This is a genomic window from Sphingobium anseongense, assembly GCF_037725245.1.
GTDB lineage: Bacteria > Pseudomonadota > Alphaproteobacteria > Sphingomonadales > Sphingomonadaceae > Sphingobium.
On sequence record NZ_JBBJUL010000001.1, the window covers coordinates 303,405 to 327,729 of the forward strand.

General features: G+C 66.2%; 24 protein-coding genes and 1 tRNA gene. 12 read left to right on the forward strand and 13 right to left on the reverse strand.

The features are described 5' to 3' along the window. Positions 1–3 precede the first annotated feature (3 nt). From WG908_RS01475 to WG908_RS01505, 7 genes are all read right to left on the reverse strand, one after another. On the reverse strand, positions 4–1,200 hold the full coding sequence (locus WG908_RS01475; protein ID WP_340184770.1) for a polysaccharide biosynthesis/export family protein: 1,197 nt from the start codon (positions 1,198–1,200) through the stop codon (positions 4–6). Next, entirely contained in the window at positions 1,197–2,531 is a 1,335-nt protein-coding gene (locus tag WG908_RS01480) for a glycosyltransferase family 4 protein (RefSeq protein WP_340184771.1), read from the reverse strand. The genes WG908_RS01475 and WG908_RS01480 overlap by 4 nt, the downstream gene beginning before the upstream one ends. Continuing rightward, positions 2,528–3,718, reverse strand: a complete 1,191-nt coding sequence (locus tag WG908_RS01485; RefSeq protein ID WP_340184772.1) for a glycosyltransferase family 4 protein — start codon at positions 3,716–3,718, stop codon at positions 2,528–2,530. The genes WG908_RS01480 and WG908_RS01485 overlap by 4 nt, the downstream gene beginning before the upstream one ends. Further along, entirely contained in the window at positions 3,715–4,308 is a 594-nt protein-coding gene (gene cofC / locus WG908_RS01490; RefSeq protein ID WP_340184773.1) for a 2-phospho-L-lactate guanylyltransferase, read from the reverse strand. Before cofC ends, WG908_RS01485 begins: the two co-directional genes overlap by 4 nt. Beyond that, positions 4,305–5,231 (reverse strand): 2-phospho-L-lactate transferase, encoded by a 927-nt coding sequence (gene cofD, locus WG908_RS01495; RefSeq protein ID WP_340184774.1) that lies wholly within the window; start codon positions 5,229–5,231, stop codon positions 4,305–4,307. Before cofD ends, cofC begins: the two co-directional genes overlap by 4 nt. Continuing rightward, on the reverse strand, positions 5,228–5,965 hold the full coding sequence (gene cofE / locus WG908_RS01500) for a coenzyme F420-0:L-glutamate ligase (protein WP_340184775.1): 738 nt from the start codon (positions 5,963–5,965) through the stop codon (positions 5,228–5,230). The genes cofD and cofE overlap by 4 nt, the downstream gene beginning before the upstream one ends. An 83-nt stretch (positions 5,966–6,048) precedes the next feature. Next, positions 6,049–7,446, reverse strand: a complete 1,398-nt coding sequence (locus WG908_RS01505) for a helix-turn-helix domain-containing protein (RefSeq protein WP_340184776.1) — start codon at positions 7,444–7,446, stop codon at positions 6,049–6,051. Between the two features lie 136 nt (positions 7,447–7,582). On the opposite strand from WG908_RS01505, the gene WG908_RS01510 reads away from it, so the two are divergent. Next, the gene (locus tag WG908_RS01510; protein WP_340184777.1) at positions 7,583–9,178 is read left to right on the forward strand and encodes an isocitrate lyase; all 1,596 of its coding nucleotides are present in this window, start codon (positions 7,583–7,585) and stop codon (positions 9,176–9,178) included. Positions 9,179–9,332: 154 nt separating this feature from the next. On the opposite strand, the gene WG908_RS01515 is transcribed toward WG908_RS01510, so the two are convergent. Together WG908_RS01515 and WG908_RS01520 are read right to left on the reverse strand one after the other, a co-directional pair. Beyond that, the gene (locus tag WG908_RS01515) at positions 9,333–10,121 is read right to left on the reverse strand and encodes an NTP transferase domain-containing protein (protein ID WP_340184778.1); all 789 of its coding nucleotides are present in this window, start codon (positions 10,119–10,121) and stop codon (positions 9,333–9,335) included. Positions 10,122–10,163: 42 nt separating this feature from the next. Next, on the reverse strand, positions 10,164–11,687 hold the full coding sequence (locus tag WG908_RS01520; RefSeq protein WP_445326641.1) for a M23 family metallopeptidase: 1,524 nt from the start codon (positions 11,685–11,687) through the stop codon (positions 10,164–10,166). 215 nt (positions 11,688–11,902) lie between these two features. Here WG908_RS01520 and WG908_RS01525 point away from each other — a divergent pair, with 215 nt between their 5' ends. From WG908_RS01525 to WG908_RS01540, 4 genes are all read left to right on the forward strand, one after another. Further along, the gene (locus WG908_RS01525; RefSeq protein ID WP_340184779.1) at positions 11,903–14,467 is read left to right on the forward strand and encodes a helicase-related protein; all 2,565 of its coding nucleotides are present in this window, start codon (positions 11,903–11,905) and stop codon (positions 14,465–14,467) included. Beyond that, positions 14,460–14,747 carry an RNA-binding S4 domain-containing protein gene (locus WG908_RS01530; RefSeq protein WP_340184780.1) on the forward strand — a complete coding sequence of 96 codons (288 nt, stop codon included), beginning with the start codon at positions 14,460–14,462 and terminating at the stop codon, positions 14,745–14,747. Before WG908_RS01525 ends, WG908_RS01530 begins: the two co-directional genes overlap by 8 nt. Before the next feature lie 105 nt (positions 14,748–14,852). Beyond that, positions 14,853–15,191, forward strand: a complete 339-nt coding sequence (gene fdxA, locus WG908_RS01535; protein WP_340184781.1) for a ferredoxin FdxA — start codon at positions 14,853–14,855, stop codon at positions 15,189–15,191. Positions 15,192–15,437: 246 nt separating this feature from the next. After that, positions 15,438–15,965, forward strand: coding sequence for a CarD family transcriptional regulator (locus WG908_RS01540; protein WP_340184782.1), 528 nt, complete (start codon positions 15,438–15,440; stop codon positions 15,963–15,965). Positions 15,966–16,038: 73 nt separating this feature from the next. On the opposite strand, the gene WG908_RS01545 is transcribed toward WG908_RS01540, so the two are convergent. Beyond that, a complete protein-coding gene (locus WG908_RS01545) occupies positions 16,039–16,686 on the reverse strand; it encodes an FMN-dependent NADH-azoreductase (protein WP_340184783.1) in 648 nt (215 codons plus the stop codon). Positions 16,687–16,690: 4 nt separating this feature from the next. Beyond that, on the reverse strand, positions 16,691–17,239 hold the full coding sequence (locus WG908_RS01550) for an RrF2 family transcriptional regulator (RefSeq protein WP_340184784.1): 549 nt from the start codon (positions 17,237–17,239) through the stop codon (positions 16,691–16,693). Positions 17,240–17,555: 316 nt separating this feature from the next. Between WG908_RS01550 and WG908_RS01555 the strand changes: the two genes are divergently transcribed. The 6 genes from WG908_RS01555 (at position 17,556) to WG908_RS01580 (ending at position 20,449) form a co-directional block, all read left to right on the forward strand. Then, a tRNA-Trp gene (locus tag WG908_RS01555) sits at positions 17,556–17,631 on the forward strand. A 170-nt stretch (positions 17,632–17,801) separates the two neighbouring features. Then, positions 17,802–18,008 (forward strand): preprotein translocase subunit SecE, encoded by a 207-nt coding sequence (gene secE, locus WG908_RS01560; RefSeq protein WP_340184785.1) that lies wholly within the window; start codon positions 17,802–17,804, stop codon positions 18,006–18,008. A gap of 26 nt (positions 18,009–18,034) precedes the next feature. Next, positions 18,035–18,571 carry a transcription termination/antitermination protein NusG gene (gene nusG / locus WG908_RS01565; protein ID WP_340184786.1) on the forward strand — a complete coding sequence of 179 codons (537 nt, stop codon included), beginning with the start codon at positions 18,035–18,037 and terminating at the stop codon, positions 18,569–18,571. A gap of 182 nt (positions 18,572–18,753) precedes the next feature. Next, positions 18,754–19,185: a 50S ribosomal protein L11 gene (gene rplK / locus WG908_RS01570; protein WP_340184787.1), complete on the forward strand. Its 432-nt coding sequence runs from the start codon at positions 18,754–18,756 to the stop codon at positions 19,183–19,185. 4 nt (positions 19,186–19,189) lie between these two features. Further along, positions 19,190–19,888, forward strand: coding sequence for a 50S ribosomal protein L1 (gene rplA / locus WG908_RS01575; protein WP_340184788.1), 699 nt, complete (start codon positions 19,190–19,192; stop codon positions 19,886–19,888). Positions 19,889–20,128: 240 nt separating this feature from the next. After that, positions 20,129–20,449 carry a hypothetical protein gene (locus tag WG908_RS01580; RefSeq protein WP_340184789.1) on the forward strand — a complete coding sequence of 107 codons (321 nt, stop codon included), beginning with the start codon at positions 20,129–20,131 and terminating at the stop codon, positions 20,447–20,449. Positions 20,450–20,500: 51 nt separating this feature from the next. On the opposite strand, the gene WG908_RS01585 is transcribed toward WG908_RS01580, so the two are convergent. Both WG908_RS01585 and WG908_RS01590 read right to left on the reverse strand, forming a co-directional pair. Continuing rightward, positions 20,501–22,132: a cation:proton antiporter domain-containing protein gene (locus tag WG908_RS01585; RefSeq protein WP_340184790.1), complete on the reverse strand. Its 1,632-nt coding sequence runs from the start codon at positions 22,130–22,132 to the stop codon at positions 20,501–20,503. A gap of 376 nt (positions 22,133–22,508) precedes the next feature. Further along, a complete protein-coding gene (locus WG908_RS01590) occupies positions 22,509–22,892 on the reverse strand; it encodes a hypothetical protein (protein WP_340184791.1) in 384 nt (127 codons plus the stop codon). Between the two features lie 275 nt (positions 22,893–23,167). Between WG908_RS01590 and WG908_RS01595 the strand changes: the two genes are divergently transcribed. Continuing rightward, complete coding sequence (locus WG908_RS01595) at positions 23,168–24,265, forward strand: hypothetical protein (RefSeq protein WP_340184792.1); 1,098 nt, start codon at positions 23,168–23,170, stop codon at positions 24,263–24,265. Positions 24,266–24,325 lie beyond the last annotated feature (60 nt).

A 24,325-nucleotide genomic window follows, 5' to 3' on the forward strand; every position in this document is an offset into this window, starting at 1 on the left:
GCCCTATCGTCTCGCCACCGCGCGCGCCTGAAGGATGGGCGAGAACAGCATGTTCATGACTTCCACCATCTTGCGGGTCTGGTTGAAGCGCGCATTGGCGACATACAGCACATCCTTGTCGCGCATCATGAAACGCTGCGACAGGAAATAGCTCGACGGCTTCATCAGGTCGATGCGGTAGATGACCGGGCGCTCGCCATTGGGTGCCGTGGCATCGGGCACGAACCGGAATATGAAGACGCCGGTCGGGTCCGCCGATTGTTCGCTGGGGCCACCGGCTCTCGCGACGGCGTCGGACAGCGATACATTCTCGGTCCGAAACGGCACTTCGGACACGGCGCCCGCCGCACCGAATACGGTGAAGCTTCGCTCCATATGGATGATATCGATGCGATCGCCGGGCAGCAATTGCAGGTCCGCAGCCGATCCTGGCGCGATCTTGTTGTAATAGGCTTCGGCGGTCTTGCCGTCGCGGGTGAAGCGGACCACCGCATTCTGCCAGCTTGCGGGATCCTTCAGGCCGCCCGCGCCGGCGATCGCGTCGAGCAACCGCTCGCGACCCAGCGACAGGCGCTGCCGCCCCGGTTCGGCCACCAGCCCGCCGATCAACACGGTGTTGGTGACATTCTCGACGACGCTGACCAATGCCTGCGGCGCCTGCGACTTGCCCGCCAGGCCGCGCACGACCTGCTGGCGCACCTGCTCCGTCGTCCGGCCGGCCGCGCGGATCCTGCCGATATAGGGCAGCGAAATATAGCCATCGTCGCCAACGATCACGCCCTGCATCTGCTGGCTGCGCGCGGTCGGATCGAACGTCGTGGCCTCGCTCGCCTCGCCGATGCTGGCGGCGCCGCCGAACAGCGAAACCCCGACCTCGAAAATGCTGACCTGAAGCACGTCGCCCGGCCCCAGCAGGTCGACGCGGCCAGGACGGGCCAGCGCCTCGATCGGCGCGGTCGAAACCAGCGCGGCGCGTTCCGACTCAGGGATGGTGTCGGCGGTCACGTCGATCAGGGTGAAACCCAGCGCGTTGGCCTGCTCGCGCTCGCCCTTGACGACCTGATTGGCGGTCGGACCGCTGGCGGGGAGCGAAGCGCATGCGCCCAGCGGCGCCAGCAACGCAACCGCAGCAATAGCGCGCCATGAAACGCGCCCGTCGCGTCGTGCAGCCTTCCGGGGAGCGGGGAGCATATTCTTCATCTGCTGTCTTTATCCTCAAGCAAACGCCGGTAATATTGGTCGATCCGCTGTTCAAAGCGCGGCGCCGAAAAAGCGTCCGCCCGACTGCGACCTAGAACAGCATGGTCGTGCCGCAAAGCGGAATCTCCATCCATGCGACGGATCGCACTCGCCATCGCGTCGGTGTCATAGGGGTCGACCAGCATGGCCGCATCGCCCACCAGTTCGGGCAGCGAGCTGCTGTTCGACGTGATCACCGGCGCGCCCAGCGTCATCGCTTCCAGCACCGGCAGGCCAAACCCCTCGTAAAGCGACGGAAACACCACGCTCCGCGCACCCCGGATCAACCGCATCAGCGCGGCGCGGGGCAGATAATCGACGCGCCGGATGCGCGACGCACCCTCCAGCGTCGCGCCATGCCCACCGCGCAGCAGCCGCAATTCGGCATCCGCCCGCCATCCTTCGCGCCCGACGATCACCAGCGGCGTTTCCACGCCCGACTGGAGATAGGCTTCGATCAGCCGCCCGACATTCTTCTTCGGCTCGATCGCGCCTGCGAACAGGAAATAGCCCTGATGCTCCAGCGCGAACACGGCGCGCAGCCACGTCGCCAGCGCCTCGTCGCTTTCATCAGGCCGCGCCGCGGCCATGTCCGCCGCCTGATACAGGTTGGCGATGCTGTCGGGCGCGACGCCGAACAGCCGCACGATATCCGCCTTCGACGCTTCGGACACGGTGCAGATGCCGTCGGCATGGTCGAGCAGCCAGCGGATGAGCGCCGCATAATAGCCCTTATCCTCAAGGCTGGCATAAGGCATGACCAGCGGGACCAGGTCATGCAGCGTATAGACGTTGAGCGCGCCTTCCATCTCGACCGGCACCGGATAGGTCCAGTGCATGATCGCCGGCGGATCGGGGATGCGAATGCGCAGCGGCCTGCCGTAACGGCGGAAATGCCGCACCGCCGTATCGAACAGGCCCGACCGGGTGAACAGCCGCTCGGCCGGCGGAATTTGCCCCGCAAAGTCGCGCGCGATCACCTTGCCGTCGATAGGCACGCGCAACGGCTTGCGCACCGTCGGCAACATCGTCGCGCGCACCAGCCGGCGCTTGAAGGTCATGCGCGGCTTTTCACCCAGCGCCAATTGATGCCCCAGCGCGGAATAAAAAAGCGATTCGCGCATCTGCGGCGGCGTACCGCCCGGCACCCCGACACCATAGACAAGGTCCAGCCCATGACCCAATCCGTCGATCGCGCGGCACAGCGCGCGGGCATAGCTCGCCACCCCGGTCCCGGCCGGGATAGCCAGATTATAGCCATCGACGCCTATTCTCAGTCGGTTCGCTGTCACAAGCCCTTGCCACTGGCCGATCGCGGATGACGCTCCACATCGGCATAGATCCGTTGCAACCGCTCATAATAGGCTGCGGGCGCATAGTCGACTGCTTTAGCCCAGCCTTGCTGTTGCAGCGCGGCACGCAGCCCGTCATCCTCATCCAGCCGGCGGATGGCGCGCGCCATCGCGTCGATGTCGAGCGGATCGACCAGCAGCGCCGCGCCGCCCGCCACCTCGCGCAGCGCCGGCAGGTTCGATGTCATGACCGGCGTGCCCAGCGTCATCGCTTCGGCGACCGGCAGCCCGAACCCTTCGGCCAGCGAAGGGAAAAGCAGCGCGCGCGCCCGCGCCATCAGCTCCAGCAACGCGGCGCGCCCCTGGAACGGCATGAAACGGATGCCCGCCACCGCGCCGATCGCCGCGCGCACGTCATCGGCGCGCCACCCATCCTCCCCCACGATCAGCAAGGGCCGGGCGCTGCCGCTGCGCCGATAGGCTTGCGCCAGCCGCTCCAGATTCTTGCGCGGCTCGATCGACCCGCAAAAGATGAAAGGAGCGTCGGCGCCCAGCGGCGCGCCATCGGCGGGCCTTTCGCAATCGACCGATTGCAGGCTGTTGACCACCAGCGCCGGGGGGCAGCCGAACGCGGCGATCACCTCGTCCCGCACGGCGTCGGTGACAGTGACGATCCGGTCGGCACGGCGGGCGATGGCCGCGATCAACCGGCCGATGCGCGCCGGCCTGACCGGCGACAGGCTCGCCTCCTGCAACGGGATGAGGTCATGGACGGTATAGACGTTGCGCCATCCGCGCATGATGAGGGGCACCGGATAGGTCCAGTGCATGATGCCTGGCGCACGGTCGCAGCGCACCGGCATCAACCGGCCGGTGAACTTGAAATGCAGATAGGCTTCGCGGAACAGATCGCTGCCGATCAGGCGCTCGCCGTGGGGGGTCAGGACCGTGCGCGCGAAGCGCGGCCAGGGCCGCAGCGCGTGCAACACCCGGCGCGGGTCGGACCCGCGCGCCGACGCGATCGATCCTGCCGGGGCCTGCGAATCCAGTTGCAACGGCGGTGATCCGTAGCGGGTCAGCGTGCCCGCCAGCCGGGCGGCATAATGGGACACACCCGATCGCGCCTCGTGCAACAGCCGTCCGTCGATGCAGATGGTTGACACCGGGGCGGATGCGGACACGGTCATGACCGCGTATCGTCCTCCCGCGCGCCCGCCGCGACAACGCCCGCGCGCCGCGCCTCGGCCAGGTCCTCGGCCGTATCGAGATCGCGCGCGAGGCCCGGTCGCCGGACGATGGCGGCGTCAGGCAACAGTCGCATATGCCTGGCGAAACTGTCCTCGCCAAAGGCGAACGCCACCGGCGGATCGCCCGTCAGCGCCAGCGCGTTGGTGCCCCGCCCGTGGCGGTCGGGCGCGATCGCCGCGCCCGCATCCCGCGCCGCCGCCAGCAGCGCTGAAACATCTGCCGGCGTCAGGTGGGGAAGGTCGGCATGAATGATCAGCAACGGGCCTTTTATCGTGGCGTGCGCGCGGGCCAGTTCCGCGTTCAGCCCCGCGCCTCCGTCGGCCAGCCACGCCGTGTCCAGCCCGGCTTCCGGCGCCGGTGCGAGCAGATGGACATCGCCTATCGCCTCGACATCGCGCAGGCAGTCCAGCACATGCGCGACCATCGCGTGCGCCAGCGCGACCCGCGCCGGCAGGTCGATCGCCCCCGCCAGCCGCGACTTCGTGTCCGCGCCCTGTTTCATGGGGACCAGTGCGGTCCACTGCGTCAAGGCCGCAGCCCCTCCGCCAGCGCCAGCGCCGCCCGCGCCACCCGCACCTTGTCATCCAGGCTCGACATCAGCGTGGGACAGCGCCCGATCGCCAGTCCGGCGACGCCGCAATCGTCGCCGCTGTCGATCAGCAGGCCGTCGATCACGCCGGCATAATGGCGCGCGATGGCGTCATTATCGACCGCAATGCCCAATTCGCCCATCAGCTTGGCGGTCGGTCCCTTGACCGCCTGCCCGCCGACCAGCGGCGACACCGCCACCACCGGCGCGGCCGTGCGCGCCAGCGCCGCGCGGATGGCGGGCACCGCCAGCAGCGGATCGACGCTCAGGAAGGGATTGGACGGCGCGACGATCACCGCATCGGCGGCCAGTATCGCTTCCTCGACCCCCCCGGCCGGCACGGCGGAGGACGCCCCGGCAAAATCGATGGCACTGACTGCCGGGGCGCAGCGCCGCTCGACGAAATAGCGCTGGAACGCCAGCCTGCCCTCGTCGGTGTCCAGCATCGTCGCCACCGGGTCGTCGCTCATCGGCAATATGCGCGTGCCGATTCCCCATCGCGCCGCAAAGCCCGCCGTGATCTGCGACAATGTTTCGCCCCGCGCCAGCGCGTCGCTCCGCAGCACATGCAGCGCCAGGTCGCCATCGCCCAGCAGGAACCAGTCCTCGCCGCCCAATTCGCGCAGCGCCTCCATGAACGCCCAGCTTTCGCCCTCGCGTCCCCAGCCCTGCTGCGCATTGGCCTTGCCCGACAGGGTGTAGAGCAGCGTGTCGATATCGGGCGACACATGCAGCCCCAGGTGCCGGAAATCATCGCCGGTATTGACGATCGCGGTCAGGTCCGCGCCCGCAACGATATGCGACAGGCCCAGCACCAGCTTGGCGCCGCCGACGCCGCCGGTCAGCACGACGACCTTGCTCACCGGAACAGGTCCTCGTGACCGGGCCGCACCAGATCGGCGGCGGGGCGCGAAGGACCGTCGAGCGGGCATCCGCGCAGCAGCGCGGCGGGGATGCCCTCTGCCCCTTCGCCGGTGGCGAGGCAGGCGGCGGTGGCGACGATGTCGGCCAGCGCCACCTGCGTGACTTCCAGTATCCGCCCGTCGCGGTCCATCTCGCCCCGCCGGTCGTGCAGCGCGGGCAGACCGGCCGCGCCGATCGCCACCGCCACCACGCCCATGCGCCAGGGCCTGCCGAAACTGTCGGAAATAACCACGGGAAAGCCCAGTTCGGCATGGAGCCTCGCCGCGCTCGCGTCGGGATCGACCGGCAGCAGCAGCGCCCGGTCTTCATCGCCCGCGCCGATATTGGACCGGTCGATGCCGGCATTGGCCATGACATGGCCCAACCGATGGCGCGCAATCAACACATGCGGAACGGCGCGCACGATGTCGCTGGATTCGTCCAGCACCAGTTGCACCAGCTGCGGGTCCTTGCGCGTGATATCGGCCAGCCTCAGCGCTTCCTCGCCCGGCGCCACCGCGCCCAGCGCAACGAAGCGGCCTTCCGCCTTGGACACGATCTTCTGCGTCACCACCAGCACGTCGCCCGCACGGCGGGTCAGGTCCGCGCGCTCCAGCGCCATGCGCAGCGTCGCGGCCAGATCGTCGCCCGGCTGGACTTCGCCTATGCCTGTCAGCGGAACAATCTCGATCATTGCAGGGGAAAACCTCATTGCCTCGGCGAAACGTCCCCCTGTGATAGGAATGCCTATGCCGTCAACCCTTCCGCGCGACCGGTTCAACTATCGCTGAACCCGAACGGCGCGTGCGTCCGGCGAAAATCGTCGGGCAGCATTTCGCGTCCGATCGGCGGGGCCGCGCGCGCCATGCACCGGGTGCGATGGCACAGCCGGCACGTCACCCCGATCGGCGTGGGTTCGGAACGCGCCATCCCCTGCGTATAGATCAGCCGGTCGGCATGTTCGGCGGCACAGCACAGCGCGATCGCGCGGTCGATCCGTTCGGCCCCCCAACCGCCGCCGCCCGCCGTCACCGTGCGCGCGATCGAAAAGAAGCGCTGGCCGTCGGGCAGCTCCAGCCATTGCGTCACCACCTCGCGCGGCCGTTCGAACACGCGATGCACCGACCATAGCGGGCATGACCCGCCATGGCGCGCGAACGGGAACCCCGCCCCGTCCAGCCGCTTGCTGACATTGCCCGCCGGATCGACCCGGATAAAGAAGAACGGCACCCGCTCCTGCCCCGGCTTTTGCAGCGTGGTCAGCCGATGCGCGGTCTGTTCGAAACTCGTGCCGAACTGCCGCGCCAGCGCCTCGACATCATAGCGACGCGCCTCGACGGCCTTGGCGAACGGCGAATAGGGCATCAGGATCGCCGCCGCGCCATAGCCGGCAAGAGCGCGCCGCGTCAGCCGCCGCCCGCTCTCGCTGGCGAACTGCCCCTCTTTGAGAATCGCGTCGAAATTCTTGCGCAACTCCAGATAGGCGATCTGCAAGGCGAGCTGGAACTGCGCGCTCGCGCCATCGAGCGCATCGTCGAGCAACACCGAGTCGCGGTGCCGGTCCAGCCGCCGCATCGACCCCGCCATCACCTCCGACGGCAGGCGGCGCACGCGCAGATTGTGCCGCGCCTTGAACCATCCGGTCAGTCCGCCCTGCGCCTCGGCTTCCGCCGCCAGCCTTTCGGCCGCTTCGTCCAGCAGCGGAAAGCTGTTGCGCCGCGCCGCGATGAAGCGGCGCGATTCGGCCACCGGGTCGGGCGCATCGGCCGGCCCCTCGCGCTCCGCGCCCCGATCGGCGAGCGCCAGATGCTCCTCGCGATAGGCGGTATGGAGCCGCAGCAGCGCTTCGGTGATGCCGGGATAATTGATCGCCACGTCGCCGGTCGCCAGTTGGGGCAGGTCGATGTCGACGAACATCGGATCTTTCAGCACCGCGTGCAGCCGCGCCGCCTGCTCCGCACCGCCGTCGCCGGCAATTTCGGCCATATCCATGCGATAGGCACGCGCCAGCCGCAACAGCATATCGGCGGTCAACGGGCGCTGGTTGCGCTCCAGCAGCGCCACATAGCTTGCCGAAATTTCCAGGTCCGCCGCCATGTCGGCCTGGGTCAGGCCCAGCTCGCGCCGCAACCGCCGCAAACGCGGCCCCATATAGACGGGACGATCCTTGGCCATATCCGCGATTCCTGTACAGTCTTTACAACTTTACACCAGATAATTGTAAAGATCGACAACTGGACTTTACAGGCCCTGCCATCCTGTCAAGCGCCGGATTAGGGCGCGGCATCACATCATGTCGAAGGAAACGCCCATGTCCTACCAGGAAACCATCGCCAAGGCGCAATCGCTGATCGGCAGCCATCCCGGCACCTGGGACGGCATCAACGCCGAGTCGGTCGCGCGCATGAAGCTCCAGAACCGCTTCAACACCGGTCTCGACATCGCCAAATATACCGCCGGCATCATGCGCCGCGACATGGCGGCCTATGACCTTGATCCCGCCAACTACACCCAGTCGCTCGGTTGCTGGCACGGCTTTATCGGCCAGCAGAAGCTGATCGCGATCAAGAAGCATTTCGGCACGACCAAGCAGAAGTACCTGTACCTGTCGGGCTGGATGGTCGCCGCGCTGCGTTCCGACTTCGGCCCGCTGCCCGACCAGTCGATGCATGAAAAGACCAGCGTTCCCGCGCTGATCGAGGAACTCTACACCTTCCTCAAGCAGGCCGACGCCCGCGAACTGGGCCTGATGTTCAAGGAACTCGACGCTGCCCGCGATGCCGGCAACGCGGTCGAAGTCGCGCGCATCACCCACGCGATCGACAATTATGAAACCCATGTCGTTCCCATCATCGCCGACATCGACGCCGGCTTTGGCAATGCCGAAGCGACCTATCTGCTCGCCAAGAAGATGATCGAAGCGGGCGCCTGCGCGCTCCAGATCGAAAATCAGGTTTCGGACGAAAAGCAGTGCGGTCATCAGGACGGCAAGGTCACCGTCCCGCATGAGGACTTCCTCGCCAAGATCCGCGCCTGCCGCTACGCCTTCCTCGAACTGGGCATCGACGACGGCATCATCGTCAGCCGCACCGACTCGCTCGGCGCCGGCCTCACCAAGCAGATCGCCTATTCCAAGACGCCCGGCGACATCGGCGACCAGTATAACAGCTTCCTCGACTGCGAAGAGATCACCGACATCGCCCAGGCCAATGGCGACGTGATCATCAACCGCGGTGGCAAGCTGCTGCGGCCTAAGCGCCTGCCGTCGAACCTGTTCCAGTTCCGCGAAGGCACCGGCGCGGACCGCTGCGTCCTCGACTGCATCACCTCGCTTCAGAACGGCGCGGACCTTTTGTGGATCGAAACCGAAAAGCCGCACATCGAACAGATCGCCTCGATGGTCGACCGCATCCGCGACGTCATCCCCAACGCCAAGCTCGTCTATAACAACTCGCCCAGCTTCAACTGGACGCTGAACTTCCGCCAGCAAGTCTATGATGCATGGGTCGAAGCGGGCAAGGATGTCAGCGCCTATGACCGCGCGAAGCTGATGAGCGTCGATTATGACGATAGCGATCTGGGCCGCGAAGCCGACGACAGGATCCGCACCTTCCAGCGCGACGCCGCTGCGCGCGCGGGCATCTTCCATCACCTGATCACCTTGCCGACCTACCACACGGCGGCGCTCAGCACCGACAATCTCGCCAAGGAATATTTCGGCGACGCCGGCATGCTGGGCTATGTCGAGGGCGTCCAGCGCAAGGAAATCCGCCAGGGCATCGCCTGCGTCAAGCATCAGAATATGTCGGGCAGCGACATTGGTGACGACCACAAGGATTATTTCGCCGGTGAAGCCGCGCTCAAGGCCGGCGGCGCCCACAACACGATGAACCAGTTCGCGGCCTAAAGGCCGCAGGGGAACCAGTTCGCGGCCTAAAGGCCGCAGGGGAACCAGTTCGCGGCCTAAAGGCCTCGAAAAAGCCGGCTCGCCGGGGCGTTAAGCCCCGCGATACGGGATGGAAAACTGAACAGCCCGGTGCACCAAGCACCGGGCTGCTTTTTTATCTTTCGCGTAATATCCGCTCGATCAGGACGATGTCGTCGGGCTTGTCGGCGTCGATGCATGCCTCCGCCCGCGCCATCGCCACCAGCCGGGCGGTCAGGCCCAGCCGCCGGCCCATCCGCGCGATCCCGCCGCGCAGGCTGCTGATCCGCAACAGCGCGCCAAGCAGCGCCAGCGGCCCGAAGGCGGCCAATATCTTCCACCCCTTCTTGCGGTCCTGCTCGACCTCCTGCCACAGCGCGATCGCCGGTCGCGCCTTCGCGCTGCCGAACCAGAAGAGATTGGCCCCCGACCACGCGCCGTCGCGAAATTTGAGCCACGTCCGGCGCGACCCCGGATAGGACGCCAGCAAGGCGCGCCGCTCGACCATGGCGACGGCGATGTCCGCGCCCCGCGCCTCGGCTACGAACTGGTCGAGCATCGCCTCGTCCAGCAGCACATGATCGGCTGTCGTGACCAGCAGGGGAAAGCGCATGTCGGGCCGGTCGATCAGGGCGAGCAGGCTGCTCGCGATCCCGCTGCCGCTGCCGATGAAGGTGACGCGCGGATCATGCGCCAACCATGCCGTGCCCGCATCCCTGGCGAACATCCCCGCATCCTGCGTCAAGACCACCAGCCGTTCGATCGCGCGATGGGCGAGCAGCGCGCGTGCGGGCCGGTTGATCATCGCTTCGCCCGCAACCGGGATCAGCGTCTTGAGCGGCACGCCTGCCGCCTGCGCCAGCGGATCGACGCCGGGCCTGACGCCCGCTAGCAATATGGCGGTAACGCCGCTCTGATCTGTCATGCTCGCGCGGTTAGCCCAAAGCGCGTGTCCCGCAAAGCCGCTTTACTTGCCGCGCGCCGCCGCGCCGCTCGCCGCCGCCGCGCTGTCCTGCCCGCCGATCCGCACGCCCTTGAGCTGCGCCAGCCGCGCGCGGAACGCGGCGAGGTCCGCCCCGGCCAGTTGCGACGTGGTGGTAAAGCTGATCGAACCGGGATCGACCGTCGCGCCATTGCGATAAAGTTCATAATGAAGGTGCGGACCTGTCGACAGCCCGCTCGACCCGACATAGCCGATCACCTGCCCGCGTCGCACCCTCTGGCCCGGCACCGCCGCGATCCGGCTCATATGCGCATAGCCGGTGGCCAGCGCGCCGCTATGCTGGATCTTGACATAATTGCCATGCCCGCCATGCCGCCCGGCATAGGCGACGATGCCGTCGGTCACCGCATAGATCGGCGAACCGTAGCGCGCGGCGAAATCGATACCGGCATGCATCCGCCGATATCCAAGGATCGGGTGCCGCCGCATCCCGTATCCCGACGAACGCCGGCCCGCGACCGGCTGCGCCAGCACGCCGCGCCGCTCGCCCACGCCCGACGCCTCGAACCATTCGGTCCGCCCGCCGATCGTCCATTTGAGCATGTCCACCGCCTTGCCCCGCGCCCGGCGGAAACCGGCATAGAGCAGGTCGCCGACCTCGACGTCGCCCGTCTCGGCGCGGCGATGCTCGACGATGATGTCGTAACGGTCGCCTGCCCCGATCGACCCCAGGTCGACCTGTTGGGTGATGACGCGCAGAAACGCCTGGATCGCCTTGGCCGGCGCCCCCGCCGCGCGCGCGGACCGATAGATGCTGTCGCCGATGACGCCCTGCACCCGCAGCGGGGTGTTGTCGACATGGATCGGAATGCGCCTGACCTGCAACGCTCCGCCCGCCCGGTCGATTTCGACCGCCAGGTCGAGCCGCGCGCGAAAAGCCAGATGGTCCAGCGGTCGGGGCCGGTCGCGGCTGGCGCGACGGCCCAGCACGATGTCGAGCCGGGTGCCGGGCTTGACCCCGCCCGCAATGTCGCCGCCGACCAGATCCATGACCGTCGCGGTATCGGCGCTGCTGATGCCCGCGCGCGAAAGGGCGCGGCTCAAACTGTCGCTGCTGCCCACCTGTGCGCTAAGCTCGATCTGCGGTCGCTCGGGCGTTTCGCGCAGCGGCTGCACCGCGTCGGTCGCGCCCATATGATGTCCGCTGTCGGCGCCCAGCGCCAGCGGCGTGATCATCTGGCTGCGCACCTCGTCGAACTGCGCGTCGCTCATCAGCGGCGTCGGCGCACCGGGCACGGCCTGGAAACCGGGGGACATGTAAAGGACGCTGGCGATCAGGCCGAAACAGGTGGCGAGGCCGCGAAACCAGGTGCGGCTGCCGATCTGCTGGCCAAGGTCGGGTGTCAGGTCGACGTCGTTGGCCCATTCGCTGATGCGCGTGCGCCAGTCGGTTGGCGCGGGCTGGCGGGGACGGGCAAGCGCGTCGGTCATCCACAGGGATACGGCCGCACCGCCCTGCTGGCTGTCGAACTGGCTTTCCTGGAACAAGACCGGCGACCCCCCGGAACCCACAATCTGGCAAGACGCCACGGCCCCCGCGCCGCGCGATGCCGCCCCTGTTGTGGATGAACAGGGTTAAAGTCAAACTAATGACTGCGCGCGCCCGATGGCCCTGCGGTGAAGCGTTCCGCGTGACGGATGACGCGCAAGGACACCGATCGCCCCTTGCGGATGCCCGGCCGCTGCCCGACATAGGACAGGTCATGGTCCAGTTCGCGCGATCGCCCATCACCGCCGTGCTCGGGCCAACAAATACCGGCAAGACCCATCTCGCGGTCGAGCGGATGTGCGGCCATTCCAGCGGCATGATGGGCTTTCCCCTGCGGCTGCTGGCCCGCGAGGTCTATGATCGTGTGGTGGTGATCAAGGGCCGCGATCAGGTCGCGCTGATCACCGGCGAGGAAAAGATCGCCCCGCCCAACGCTCGCTATGTCCTGTGCACCGCCGAATCGATGCCCGTCGATGGAGATTATGCCTTCGTCGCGCTCGACGAAGCGCAACTCGCCGCCGACCCGGAGCGCGGCCATATCTTCACCGACCGCCTGCTGCGCGCGCGCGGGCGCGAGGAAACCATGATCCTGGGATCCGCCAGCATCAGCCGTCTGGTCCGCAGGCTGGTGCCCGAAGCCGAAATCATCGGCCGCCCGCGCTTCTCGACCCTTTCCTACGCCGGCGCGAAAAAGCTTTCCCGCCTGCCGCGCCGCTCGGCGGTCGTCGCCTTTTCGGCCGAGGAAGTCTATGCCGTGGCCGAAATGCTGCGGCGCTTTCGCGGCGGCGCGGCAGTGGTGATGGGCGCGCTCTCGCCCAGCACTCGCAATGCCCAGGTCCAGATGTTCCTCAATGGCGATGTCGATTATCTGGTCGCCACCGACGCCATCGGCATGGGTCTCAATCTGGACGTCGCCCATGTCGCCTTCGCCTCGCTGCACAAGTTCGACGGTCATCGCACCCGCCGCCTGACGGTGGCGGAAATGGCGCAGATCGCGGGGCGCGCCGGGCGGCATCATCGCGACGGCACCTTCGGCAGCCTGGGCGGCGATGACAGCGGCGCCACCTTCACGCCAGAGGAAATCGAGGCGATCGAAGGCCATCGCTTTCCTCCGCTAGACTTTCTCTACTGGCGCGACGGCACGCCGCGCTGCGACAGCATCGACCTGCTGATCGCCGACCTGGAGGAAAAGCCCGACCGCCCCGAACTGCGCGCCGCGCCGCAAGCGATCGACCTGGCGGTGCTGCGCAAGCTCGCCGCCGATCCGCTGGTCGTCGAGCGCGGCCAAAGGCAGGTCGCACGGCTGTGGGCGGCCTGCGGTCTCCCCGATTTCCAGAAGCTGGGCGCGGACCATCACGCCCGCATGGTGTCGCGCATCTGGCGCTTCCTGTCGGAAGGCGACGGCCATATCCCGCGCGACTGGTTCGCGAGCCATGTCGCCCGACTCGATTCGATCCAGGGCGACATCGCCACTCTGTCGGGTCGCATCGCCGCCGCGCGCACCTGGTCCTATATCGCTCATCGCCCCGACTGGCTCGCCTTTCCCGCCGAAATGGCCGAGCGCACGCGGGCGCTGGAAGAAAAGCTGTCCGATGCGCTTCATGCGGCGCTGCGCCAGCGTTTCGTCGACCGGCGCACATCGGTCCTGCTGCGCGACATCGGCCAGAATGCGTCGGCGCTGCCGGTCGACGTCCAGCCTGACGGCCAGGTCGCGGTCGACGGCGAATCGATCGGACGGCTTGACGGATTTCGATTCTCGGTCGATCCCGATGCCCGCGCGCAGGACCGCAAAATGCTGCTGGCCGCTGCCGAACGCCATTTGGGGAGGATATTGCGGGTGAAGGCTGACGAGTTACTGAAGGCGCCGGACACGGAATTCACCCTGCGCGACCTGCCGGGCGAAGCGCCGGGCATCGCCTGGGGCGATCATGTCGTCGCCACGCTGCTGGCCGGCCCTTCGCTGCTCGCGCCTGCGATCCGCCTCGACCGTGCGCTGATGGAGCTTGGCCAGGATCAGCAGAAGCAGATCGTCACGCGCCTGTCCGCCTGGGCCGACGCGCAAAAACAGCGCCACCTGCTGCCGCTCGTCAAGATGGCGCAAAGCGCGGCGGACCCGGCCGTGCCGCCGGTGGTTCGCGCCGTCTTCGCGCAATTGGGCGAACAGGGCGGCCTGGTCGCGCGCACCGATCTCGATTCGGCTCTCGCCCATCTCGACAAGGACCAGCGCCACCTGCTGCGCCGCGCCGGCATCGATATCGGCGTGCTCGACATCTATCATCCGGGGCTGTTGAAGCCGGGCGCGGCGCGCTGGCGCTCGGCGCTGCTGGCCGCACGCCTCGCCAAGCCCTGCCTGCCCCTGCCCCTGCCCGGCCTCACCCTGCTGCCTGCGGGGGAACGTACGGACCAGATGGGCGCGCGCATCGCCGGCTTTCGCGGCTTTGGCCCACAGATGCTGCGCGTCGACATGGCCGAACGCATGGCGCGCGCCGCGCATGAGGCGATCGCCAAGGGTGAGGCTTTTACCGCACTCAGCCCGCAGATCGTGTCGCTCGGGCTTGGCGAACCAGCGTTTCTACAGCTGATGCGCGATGCGGGCTTCCGGGCCGTCGATCCGGCGGCGGAAGGTGCGGCCAACTGGGCGTTTCGCGGGCGGCAAAAGGCGCGCCCGCGCCCCGCGCCCCGCCAGCAGCGCGCGACGCCCGCCCCCGCCGCGCCCGCCGCACCCGCCACCCACGGGGCCTTTGCCGGCCTCGCCGACCTGCTTGGACGCAATGGCTGATCCGGGCGGTGCCGCGCCGTCCCAGCGCATCGACAAGTTCCTGTGGTTCACGCACCTCGCCAAAAGCCGGTCGGCGGCGCAGAAGCTGGCGCAGGACGGGCATATCCGCCTCAACGGCCGCCGCATCGAACGCGCCCATGCGGCGGTGCGCACCGGCGATCTCGTCACCTTTCCCCATTCGCTTGGCGTCCGCGTGGTGCGGATCGTGGCGCTGCCCGCGCGGCGCGGCCCCGCCCTCGAAGCGCGGGACTGCTATGAGGAATTGAAGACCGGGCATTGATGCGCGGACTTTGTCCGACCCAACAATATCCTCATTGACCTTGGGCGGGGCCGGGCATAGCAGGAGCGCCGCCGCACCACCTTCGCAACTTAAGAGTGCCTGACAATGACCTATGTCGTGACCGACGCCTGCATCCGCTGCAAATATATGGATTGCGTCGAGGTCTGCCCCGTGGACTGTTTCTACGAGGGCGAGAATATGCTGGTCATCAATCCGTCCGAATGCATTGATTGCGGCGTGTGCGAACCCGAATGCCCGGCCGAGGCGATCCTGCCGGACACCGAAAACGGGCTTGAACAGTGGCTCGAACTCAACGCGAAATATTCGGCTGAATGGCCCAATATCACGGTCAAGGGCGATGCGCCGGCGGATGCCGACGACATGAAGGGCGTGGAAGGCAAGCTGGAGAAGTATTTCTCCCCCGAACCCGGCTCCGGCAACTAGCTCGCGGGCGCAGCAAAGCGCGCTTTTCCGCGCCACACCGGGGTTTCGGACGGGCCTTTATGTCCGGGGCTGGCAATTTTGTTACGAATCTGCTAAAGAAGCCGGCAGCTGGTGCGTATGATCCGCGCCTCTGGAGGTTTCGTTTCATGATTTTGCGGTGACGCCGCGGCCCTGACCTTATGCAACCCCCTATTGCATATGCACCGCGACGCAACCGTTCCCCGGTTGATTTTGGAAAGGTATCAAATGGCTGCCAAGGCGCTGTCCTTTGACGTTGGCGATTATGTCGTTTACCCCAAGCACGGCGTCGGCCGTGTGGTCGAGCTCCAGAAGGAGCAGATCGCGGGCATGGATCTGGAGCTGTACGTGCTCCGTTTCGAAAAGGAGCGCATGACGCTCCGCGTCCCCACCAACAAGGCCGAAGGCGTGGGCATGCGGAAGCTGTCGTCCAACAAGACGCTCGAAGAAGCGATGGAAACGCTCAAGGGCAAGCCCAAGGTCAAGCGCACCATGTGGTCGCGCCGCGCGCAGGAATATGAAGCGAAGATCAATTCGGGCGACCTGGTGTCGATCGCCGAAGTGACCCGCGACCTGTTCCGCGCCGACGACCAGCCCGAACAAAGCTATTCCGAACGCCAGATCTTCGAGGCCGCATCCAGCCGCCTGGCGCGCGAACTGGCGGCGATGGAAGAAACCGACGAGCCGAGCGCGCTCCAGAAGATCCTGCGCATCCTCAACGAGGCCGCGCCCAAATATAACCGCACCGAAGCCTGATTTCCGGTGACGTGACGTAAAGAAGGGGCGCCGGCGACGGCGCCCCTTTTTCGTCGCCTGGCGGCGGTCGGCGTCAGGCGGCTTCGCTCATCACGTCCGCGGCCCAGCGGTCCGCCACCATCGCCAGTTCGGCCTGCGCCCGCGCCAGCCCGGCGGCGCGTTCCTCGGGCTGCGCGAACTGAAGCGGCTGCGCATCCACGAACCACGGGTCGCGCACCCCGATGAACCCGAATCCGTGGGTCAGCGCCGGGGTCAGCGCGTCCATGCCGGCAAAGGGCGACCCGTCCCGCAGGTCAGCGCCCCTGGTCGTCAGGAACAGCACCTTGTGCCGGGCCAGTTGCCCCGCATAGCCGTCCGGCCCGGCGATATAGGTGACGCCCCCCCGCACGATCAGGTCAAGGAACGCCTTGAAGCTGGACGGCATGCTCCAATTATACATGGGCATCGCGAACAGCAGCGCGTCGGCCGCCAGCACGCGGCGACACATCGCATCGGACGGCTCCAGCAGCGCGCGCATCTGCGGCGTCCGCTCCTCCTCTGGCGTATAGATGGCGCGCGCGAAATCGCCCGACACATGCGGCGGCGGGTCCTGCGCCAGGTCGAGATAGTCGACCGACAGGGCGGGAATCCGTTCGCGCAGCATCTCGACGAACTGCCCGCTCAGCATCCGCGAATTGGACTTGGCGCCCTTGGGGCTGGCATCGACGTGCATCAATTTCATGGGACTACTCCTGCTTGTCCAACGGGCGCGTGGGGCGCCCCGGTTTCCTGCGCGCGGCGCGATCCGACAACCATTGCGCCGCCATCGTGCCCAGTTCGACCGGCGCGTTGGCCGCGACCCGGCCGGCGATATCGGCCAGGCTGTGCGCGGCGAGCGCCGCCTTCGCCTTGCGTTCCGCCTCGATCATCACCGCATGGATCGAACAGGTGCCGCGCGTCGCCCATGCCGGGGGCGCATCGCCGAACAGCGCGCAACGCCCGCGAATTTCCTGACAGTCGAAAAAGGCCCGGTCGCCGTCGATCGCCACGACCACATCCAGCACGCTGATGTCCGCCGCCGCCCGCGCCAGCCGCACGCCGCCCATCGCGCCTTCGCGACTGACGATCAGGTCCGCCTGCTGCAGCCGCGTGAACAACTTGGCCAGATAGTCGGCCGAAACGCCCTGCAATACCGCCAGGTCCCGCGTGCTTGGCGGGGTCGCGCCGTCCGGCTGGTCGATCAGGAACAGCAGGCAGTGCAGCGCATATTCCACCCCTGTGCTGATATAGCTCATATTAACTCCGACTCACTTGATCCTAGATATAATGGATCGTGGATGATGGCAATGGTGCAGGAAATTCCCGGACCTCTTTTGCGGTCTTGCGGAAATTTCCCCGACGCCGGGCGCGCGTCGTCGCGAGGGCTGGCAGGGGGACTATGTGGTTACTACCGCCGCCCGGCCGATCCATGCCGAAGCGGAACGAGCGCCGCCGCCGCCATGCGGGCCGACGAGCGGCTCGACCGCTGACCCGCCCCACGGCTTAATCCCCTTGCCCTCCCCCTTGGCCCACGCTAAAGCGCCCTCCTTCGCGGGCCACAGGCCAATGCACAGGAGTGTAGCTCAGCTGGTAGAGCGTCGGTCTCCAAAACCGAATGCCGGGGGTTCGAATCCCTCCACTCCTGCCATCCGCCACCGCGCCCGAGCTTGCCTCAGGCGCGTGGCGCGTATATGGGCCGCGCAGGATTTGGGTCGCGGAGCGGCGGCCGCACCCCGGGACGCCGACATGGCGGGGTCCGGAGGGCGGACTGTTGCTTCGCGGTTTGGCGTTTGATTTATTTAGGTTGAGCAGGAAAAGATGGCCAAGACATCCCCTGGCGAATTCGTCAACCAGGTGAAGACCGAAGCGAACAAGATCGTTTGGCCCACCGGCCGCGAAACGATGATGACCGCTGTCATGGTGCTCATCATGACATCGCTTCTGGGCATGTTCTTCTTCGGCATCGACACCTTCTTCGGCGCCATCGTCCGCTGGCTCCTCGCCTTCGCGGCGGGTCAGTCATAAGTATTAACGGAGTTAGAAACGGCAACATGGCGCGCTGGTATATCATCCACGCCTATTCGGGCTTCGAAAACAAGGTGCGCGATTCGATCGTGGCCGAAGCCGATCGCATGGGCCTCTCGCAACTCGTCGAATCGGTCGAAGTGCCGACCGAAACCGTGACCGAGGTTCGTCGCGGCAAGAAGGTGCAGTCGGAACGGAAATTCTTCCCCGGCTATGTCCTGGCAAAGCTGGCGATGAACGACGACGTCTATCACCTCGTCAAGAACACGCCCAAGGTCACCGGTTTCCTGGGGTCGATGGGCAAGCCCCAGGCGATCAGCGAAGCCGAAGCCGCGCGCATCCTCAACACCAAGGAAGAAGCCGCCGCCGCGCCCAAGCACAAGATCAGCATCGATTACGAGATCGGCGACGCGGTCAAGGTGCTCGACGGCCCCTTTGCCAGCTTCAACGGCACGGTCGAGGAACTGGATTTCGAAAAGAACCGGGTCAAGGTGTCGGTGTCGATCTTCGGCCGCGCCACCCCGGTCGAACTGGATTTCGAACAGGTCGAACTGTCGAAGTGATTGCGTCATTCCGGCGAAGGCCGGGATCGCGTGGCTCAAGCCGTTCCCTTGCGGCCTGAGACGCCAGCCTTGGCTGGCATGACGACAAGGGATGAGTGCGGGAGGAGGCCTTGCCTTCGCTTGAACCGCTAAACTTGAACCGGGCGCGCCTCACCGCACGCCCAGCAACAGAGTGAGTAACAATGGCCAAGAAAATTACGGGCTATATCAAGCTCCAGGTGCCCGCCGGAGCCGCCAACCCCTCGCCGCCGATCGGCCCTGCCCTGGGTCAGCGCGGCGTCAACATCATGGAATTCTGCAAGGCGTTCAACGCGTCGACCGACAAGGTCGAAAAGGGCACCCCGCTGCCCACGATCATCACCGTCTATGCCGACCGCAGCTTTTCCTTCACCACCAAGCAGCCGCCGGCGACCTATCTGATCAAGAAGGCGGTGGGCCTCAAGGCGGGTTCCAAGGAACCCGGCAAGGTCGTCGCCGGCAAGATCACCCGCGCCCAGCTCGCCGAAATCGCGCAGGCCAAGATGGCCGATCTGAACGCGAACGACATCGACGCTGCAACGAAGATTATCGAAGGCTCCGCTCGCGCGATGGGCCTCGAAGTGGTGGAGGGCTGATATCATGGCAAAGCTGACCAAGAAGGCAAAGGCGCTCGCAACCGCCATCGACCGCGAAAAGCTGCATGGCGTCGATGAAGCGCTGGCGCTGATCAAGGCCCACGCCACCGCCAAGTTCGACGAAAGCGTCGAAGTCGCGATCAATCTGGGCGTCGATCCGCGTCACGCAGACCAGATGGTCCGTGGCGTCGTCACCCTGCCCGCCGGCACCGGCAAGGACGTTCGCGTCGCCGTGTTCGCTCGCGGCGACAAGGCCGAAGCCGCAACCGCCGCCGGCGCCGACATCGTGGGCGCCGAGGATCTGCTCGAAAGCATCCAGGCCGGCAATATCGACTTCCAGCGCGTCATCGCCACGCCCGACATGATGGGCCTCGTCGGCCGTCTGGGCAAGGTGCTGGGTCCCAAGGGCCTGATGCCCAACCCCAAGCTGGGCACCGTGACCCCCAATGTCGCCGAAGCCGTGAAGGCCGCCAAGGGCGGACAGATCGAATTCCGCGTCGAAAAGGCCGGCATCATCCATGCGGGCCTGGGCAAGTCGAGCTTCAGCCAGGAAGATCTGCGCCGCAACTTCGACGCCTTTGTCGATGCGATCGTCAAGGCCAAGCCGTCGGGTTCGAAGGGCAAATATGTCCGCAAGATCGCCCTGTCCTCCTCGATGGGTCCGGGCGTGAAGGTCGACGTGGCGCAGGTCGCCGCCGTCTGAACCCCCTGACATCTTGAAAAAAGGCCCGCCCCGGCAACTGGGCGGGCCTTTTTGTTTCCCCGATCAAGGCCGCTCATCCAAAGCCTGCACTGCCGCCGACGGGCCGGAGCATGCGCGGACATGCGGACACCCGCTTTCCGCCGACTATGACGCGATAGAAAAAGGGCCCGATCGCACCAGGTGTCGGAATGCACGCAGCGCGCTCTGGCTTGCTGCCCCGAACATGCTATGCCCGCCGCCATGCTTCATTCCCCCAGCCATGCCGGAACCGTCGATGTCGACGGCCTTACATATGACTGGGAACTTCGGCGTGAACCGCAGTGGAGCGATGTCGACGGCTGGCAGGGCATGACCGTGTCGTTGATGCGGAAAGATACGCAGCGCGGCGCACTGATCGAATTTCCTCCGCCCAGGCGCCTGATGAAAGGCATGCAACGCGGCCGCCTCCAGATCAACGACGCCATCGTCGCCAGGGGCGTTCGCGCAGCGTTGCTGGCGGGCTGGGAACCCTCGTCACGCGGCAGGCCAATGGTGTTCACGGTCGACGCCGACGGCAATTGACGATCGCTTCCCGGCAAGCCGATACCGCGTTTCACTCAAGGGGCCGCCGCCCTATCGCCCCCCGCACAGCTCCAGCATCCGCGCCGCCAGGGCCCGCTCGCCCATGACGATATGCGGCACGCTCAGCCGCTCCAGATATTCGACTTCGGCATCGCTATGCGCGCGCGCGATCACCGATATGGCCGGATTGAGCGCCCGCGCATGTTCGAAGATCGCGCCGCACTCGAACCCCTCGGGCACCGCGATCAGCATCCGGCCGGCACATTCGATGCCGGCGGCGATCAGATAGCGGTCGTTCAGCGCGTTGCCGCGCACGACCTTGAGGCCCGCCGCTTCCGCTTGCCCCGCGCGCTCCGCGTCGCCTTCGATGATGACCAGCGGCTTGGCCAGAATCGCCAGTTCCCCGGCGATCAGCTTGCCGACCCGGCCATAGCCGATCAGGATGATGTGCCCCGCCGGTGACATCGACGTCGCGTGCGGCTCGGCCGCGACATCGTTCCGCTTGTCGCGCCGGACCGCCATATTGAACAGGAAGGGATTGAGGAAGATCGACACGATCGCGCCCGCCAGGATCAGGTCGCGCCCCTCGGCCGGCAACACGCCCAGCCCGGTGCCGAGCGACGCCAGGATGAAGGAAAATTCGCCGATCTGCGCCAGGCTGGCGGCGATGGTCAGCGCGGTATCGGCGGGATGGCGAAACGCACGCACGATCAGGAAAGCCGCGATCGACTTGCCGACGACGATGATCGCCACCGTCGCCAGCAACGGCAACGGCTGGTCGATCAGCACGCGCGGATTGAACAACATCCCCACCGACACGAAGAACAGCACCGCAAAGGCGTCGCGCAACGGCAGCGTTTCTTCGGTCGCGCGGCGGCTGAGCGGCGTTTCGCCCAGGATCATGCCGGCGAAAAAGGCGCCCAGCGCGAACGATACGTCGAACGCCACCGCCGCACCGAACGCGACACCCAGCGCAATCGCGAGCACCGCCAGCCGGAACAGCTCGCGCGACCCGCTATGGACGACCCAGTGCAGCGCCCATGGGATCACCCGCCGCCCGACGATCAGCATCAGCGCGACGAACCCCGCCACCTTGAGCAATGTGCCAAGCAGCGGTGCCAGCATCGCGCTTGCGCCGCCCGGCCCGTCAGCGGTGTTCATGACCCCCGCCAGCGCGGGCAGCAGGACGAGCGCCAGCACCATCACCAGGTCCTCGACGATCAACCAGCCGACCGCGATCCGCCCGCGCTGCGTCTCGACCAGACCATGGCCCTCCAGCGCGCGCAGCAGCACCACCGTGCTCGCCACCGACAACGCCAGCCCGAACACCAGCCCGCCCAGCAAAGGCCAGCCCATCCAATGCGCCAGCGCCATGCCCAGCACCGTCGCCACGCTGATCTGGACGATCGCGCCCGGCACCGCGATCGCCCTGACCGACAGCAGGTCTTTCAGCGAAAAATGCAGGCCGACCCCGAACATCAGCAGGATGACGCCGATTTCGGCCAGTTCGTTCGCCAGGCTCGCGTCGGCGACGAAGCCGGGGGTGAAGGGGCCGACGATGATTCCCGCGAGCAGATAGCCCACCAGCGGCGACAATTTCAGGCGATGGGCGATGGCGCCCATCGCGAATGCGACGACCAGGCCAGCGACGATGGTGCCGATCAGCGGCGTATGATGGAGCATAGGCGTTGCTGTTCCTTATGAGGGTGAGCGCACGAGCGTCGGACGATCCTCGCCCGCGCGCCGATAGGGTTTGAACCTGATGATGTGGTGGATCTGAAATCCATGAACCACATCAAAATCAGATGGTTGCTGGTGGTCCTTGAGAATCTGAAGTTCGTTCGGCGCCTGCACAATGGCATGACGAACTTCAGATCCGGGCCATCAGGCCGCGCTTTTGAGCACGGCGGACATCAGGATGACGGCGCCGCCCAGGCCCGCCATCACCGCCGGCATGAACCACCAGGGCGGCCGCCGGCGCGATTTTCCACGTCTGCGCATGGATGCTCTCCTTGTCGTGTCGGCCGCGCGACAGGCGTCGGCCGCTGTCAAAGGCGGGTCAATCCATCAAGGCGGGCGGCGCGCGGGCGCGGCGGGACCGGACCAGCGCCGAACCGGGCACGCGAGCCGGACCCGAACCGCGCAACGGCACGAGAGCGATCAGCAGGACGATCAAGGCGAGACTTGGGACCGTCGCGACCGCCGCTGGCGGATCGGCGGGCGGTGGGACAATGCGCATATACATGACGACAGGGACGGCGGCGCGCGCCTTTATCGCCACGGCGGTCGTCGCGGGACTGAATGCGGACCCCGTCGTCCGGCTGGCGGGAGGCCCCAGCGGCATCAGCGCGCTCAGCATGACCACGGCCAGGATCAGCCACAGGACCGGAATGAAGGGGCGCCGCTGCGCCCGATGGCTGCCAGTGTTTCCTTGGGCGGTCATGCGAACACCCTATCGCAATCGTCACAGCGGCGCAAAGCCCGACTTCACCCTTGCCAACGGGCAAAAGCCTGTCGGCGTCCCGGCCGCGCATCCGCCCGGCCTCTTTCTTTTCTATGGGGACGCAGCTATCTGACGCCCCTGTCGTTCAGCATAGGCTGTATCGCAGCGGGTCGGCGCGCATGTCGATCGCATCGTCGCAAGGGGCGTGCAAAGATCGCTTGCGACCAGCGAAACGGGCATTTTGCACATGCCGATTTTGAGGATCAGGGGCCTTCATGCAGGTTACTTTCATTCAGACGTCCGATGCGCTGTTCTACTATCCGATGCTGCTCGAAACATCCAAGACCGTGCGGGAATTCTGCATCCGCAACGGCATTTCCTATCAACAGTTCGTGGGCACCAAACGCGGCCACATGCCCTGGCATTCGACCTATAACCGCATCTACATGCTCAAGGAGATGCTCGATCGCGGTTACGAAGGCTGGGTCTTCTACATGGATGCCGACGCCTATATCGTCGACCTCGATTTCGACCTGCGCGCCTATCTGTCCGACAAGGGGCAATATGGCGGAATTTTCGCAGGTTATATCAATAACGTCATCCATGATATCAACGCCGGCGGGTTCGCCGTCAATCTGTCGCACCCCGCCGGCAAGGGTCTGGTGATCGACTATTTCAACGCGGTCGAAGCGATTGCCGACGCCGATTTCGACCGGTCGATCTACTGGGATGGCGAAATCCGCAACGACCAGCATCTGCTGATGGTGATCCTGGAAGACTATGCCCGCACCATCGACCTCGCCTCGACCTTCCTGTTCGAACGCACCAATCAAAGCCATGTGAACAACGGCCCGTTCATCCGCCAGCATCTGCGCACCATGCACGCCGATTTCGCCACGCGGGTCGGTTCCATCAGCGATGACGTCGCCACCGTCATGAACGGCGCCACGCCCCATTTCGCCGATGGCCCCGGCATCTACATCCCCGCGTCCCATCCCAGGGTGCTTGCGGGCGTCGGCGACAAGGGGCCGTTCGGCATCGTCAGCAGGGGCGAGGTGGGCGGGCTGATCTACGGCCCCTATATGCGGCTCGCTGCCGGGGACTATATCGTCCGCATCTACGGCGAAACGGGCGACAGCAAGAGGTACAAGATCACCAGCGACGTGTGCGCCGCCCGCGGCGAACGGGCTTTCTCCCGCTCCAAAACCGTTCTCCCCGCCCGGATGAAGGGGGTGCTCGCGGAACATCATGTCTCGCTGGACGAAGATGTGGACGACCTCGAAGTGAGGCTGTTCGATCAGGGTTCGGTGGATCTGCGCGTCCACGCCGTTCAGTTGATGAAGGTTTCGGGCGCCACCCCGCACCTCGCCTGAGCGTGTCCCGATCGGCCTTTCGCCGTTGACAGCCGCTGTTCATTCCACTAACGGGCCACT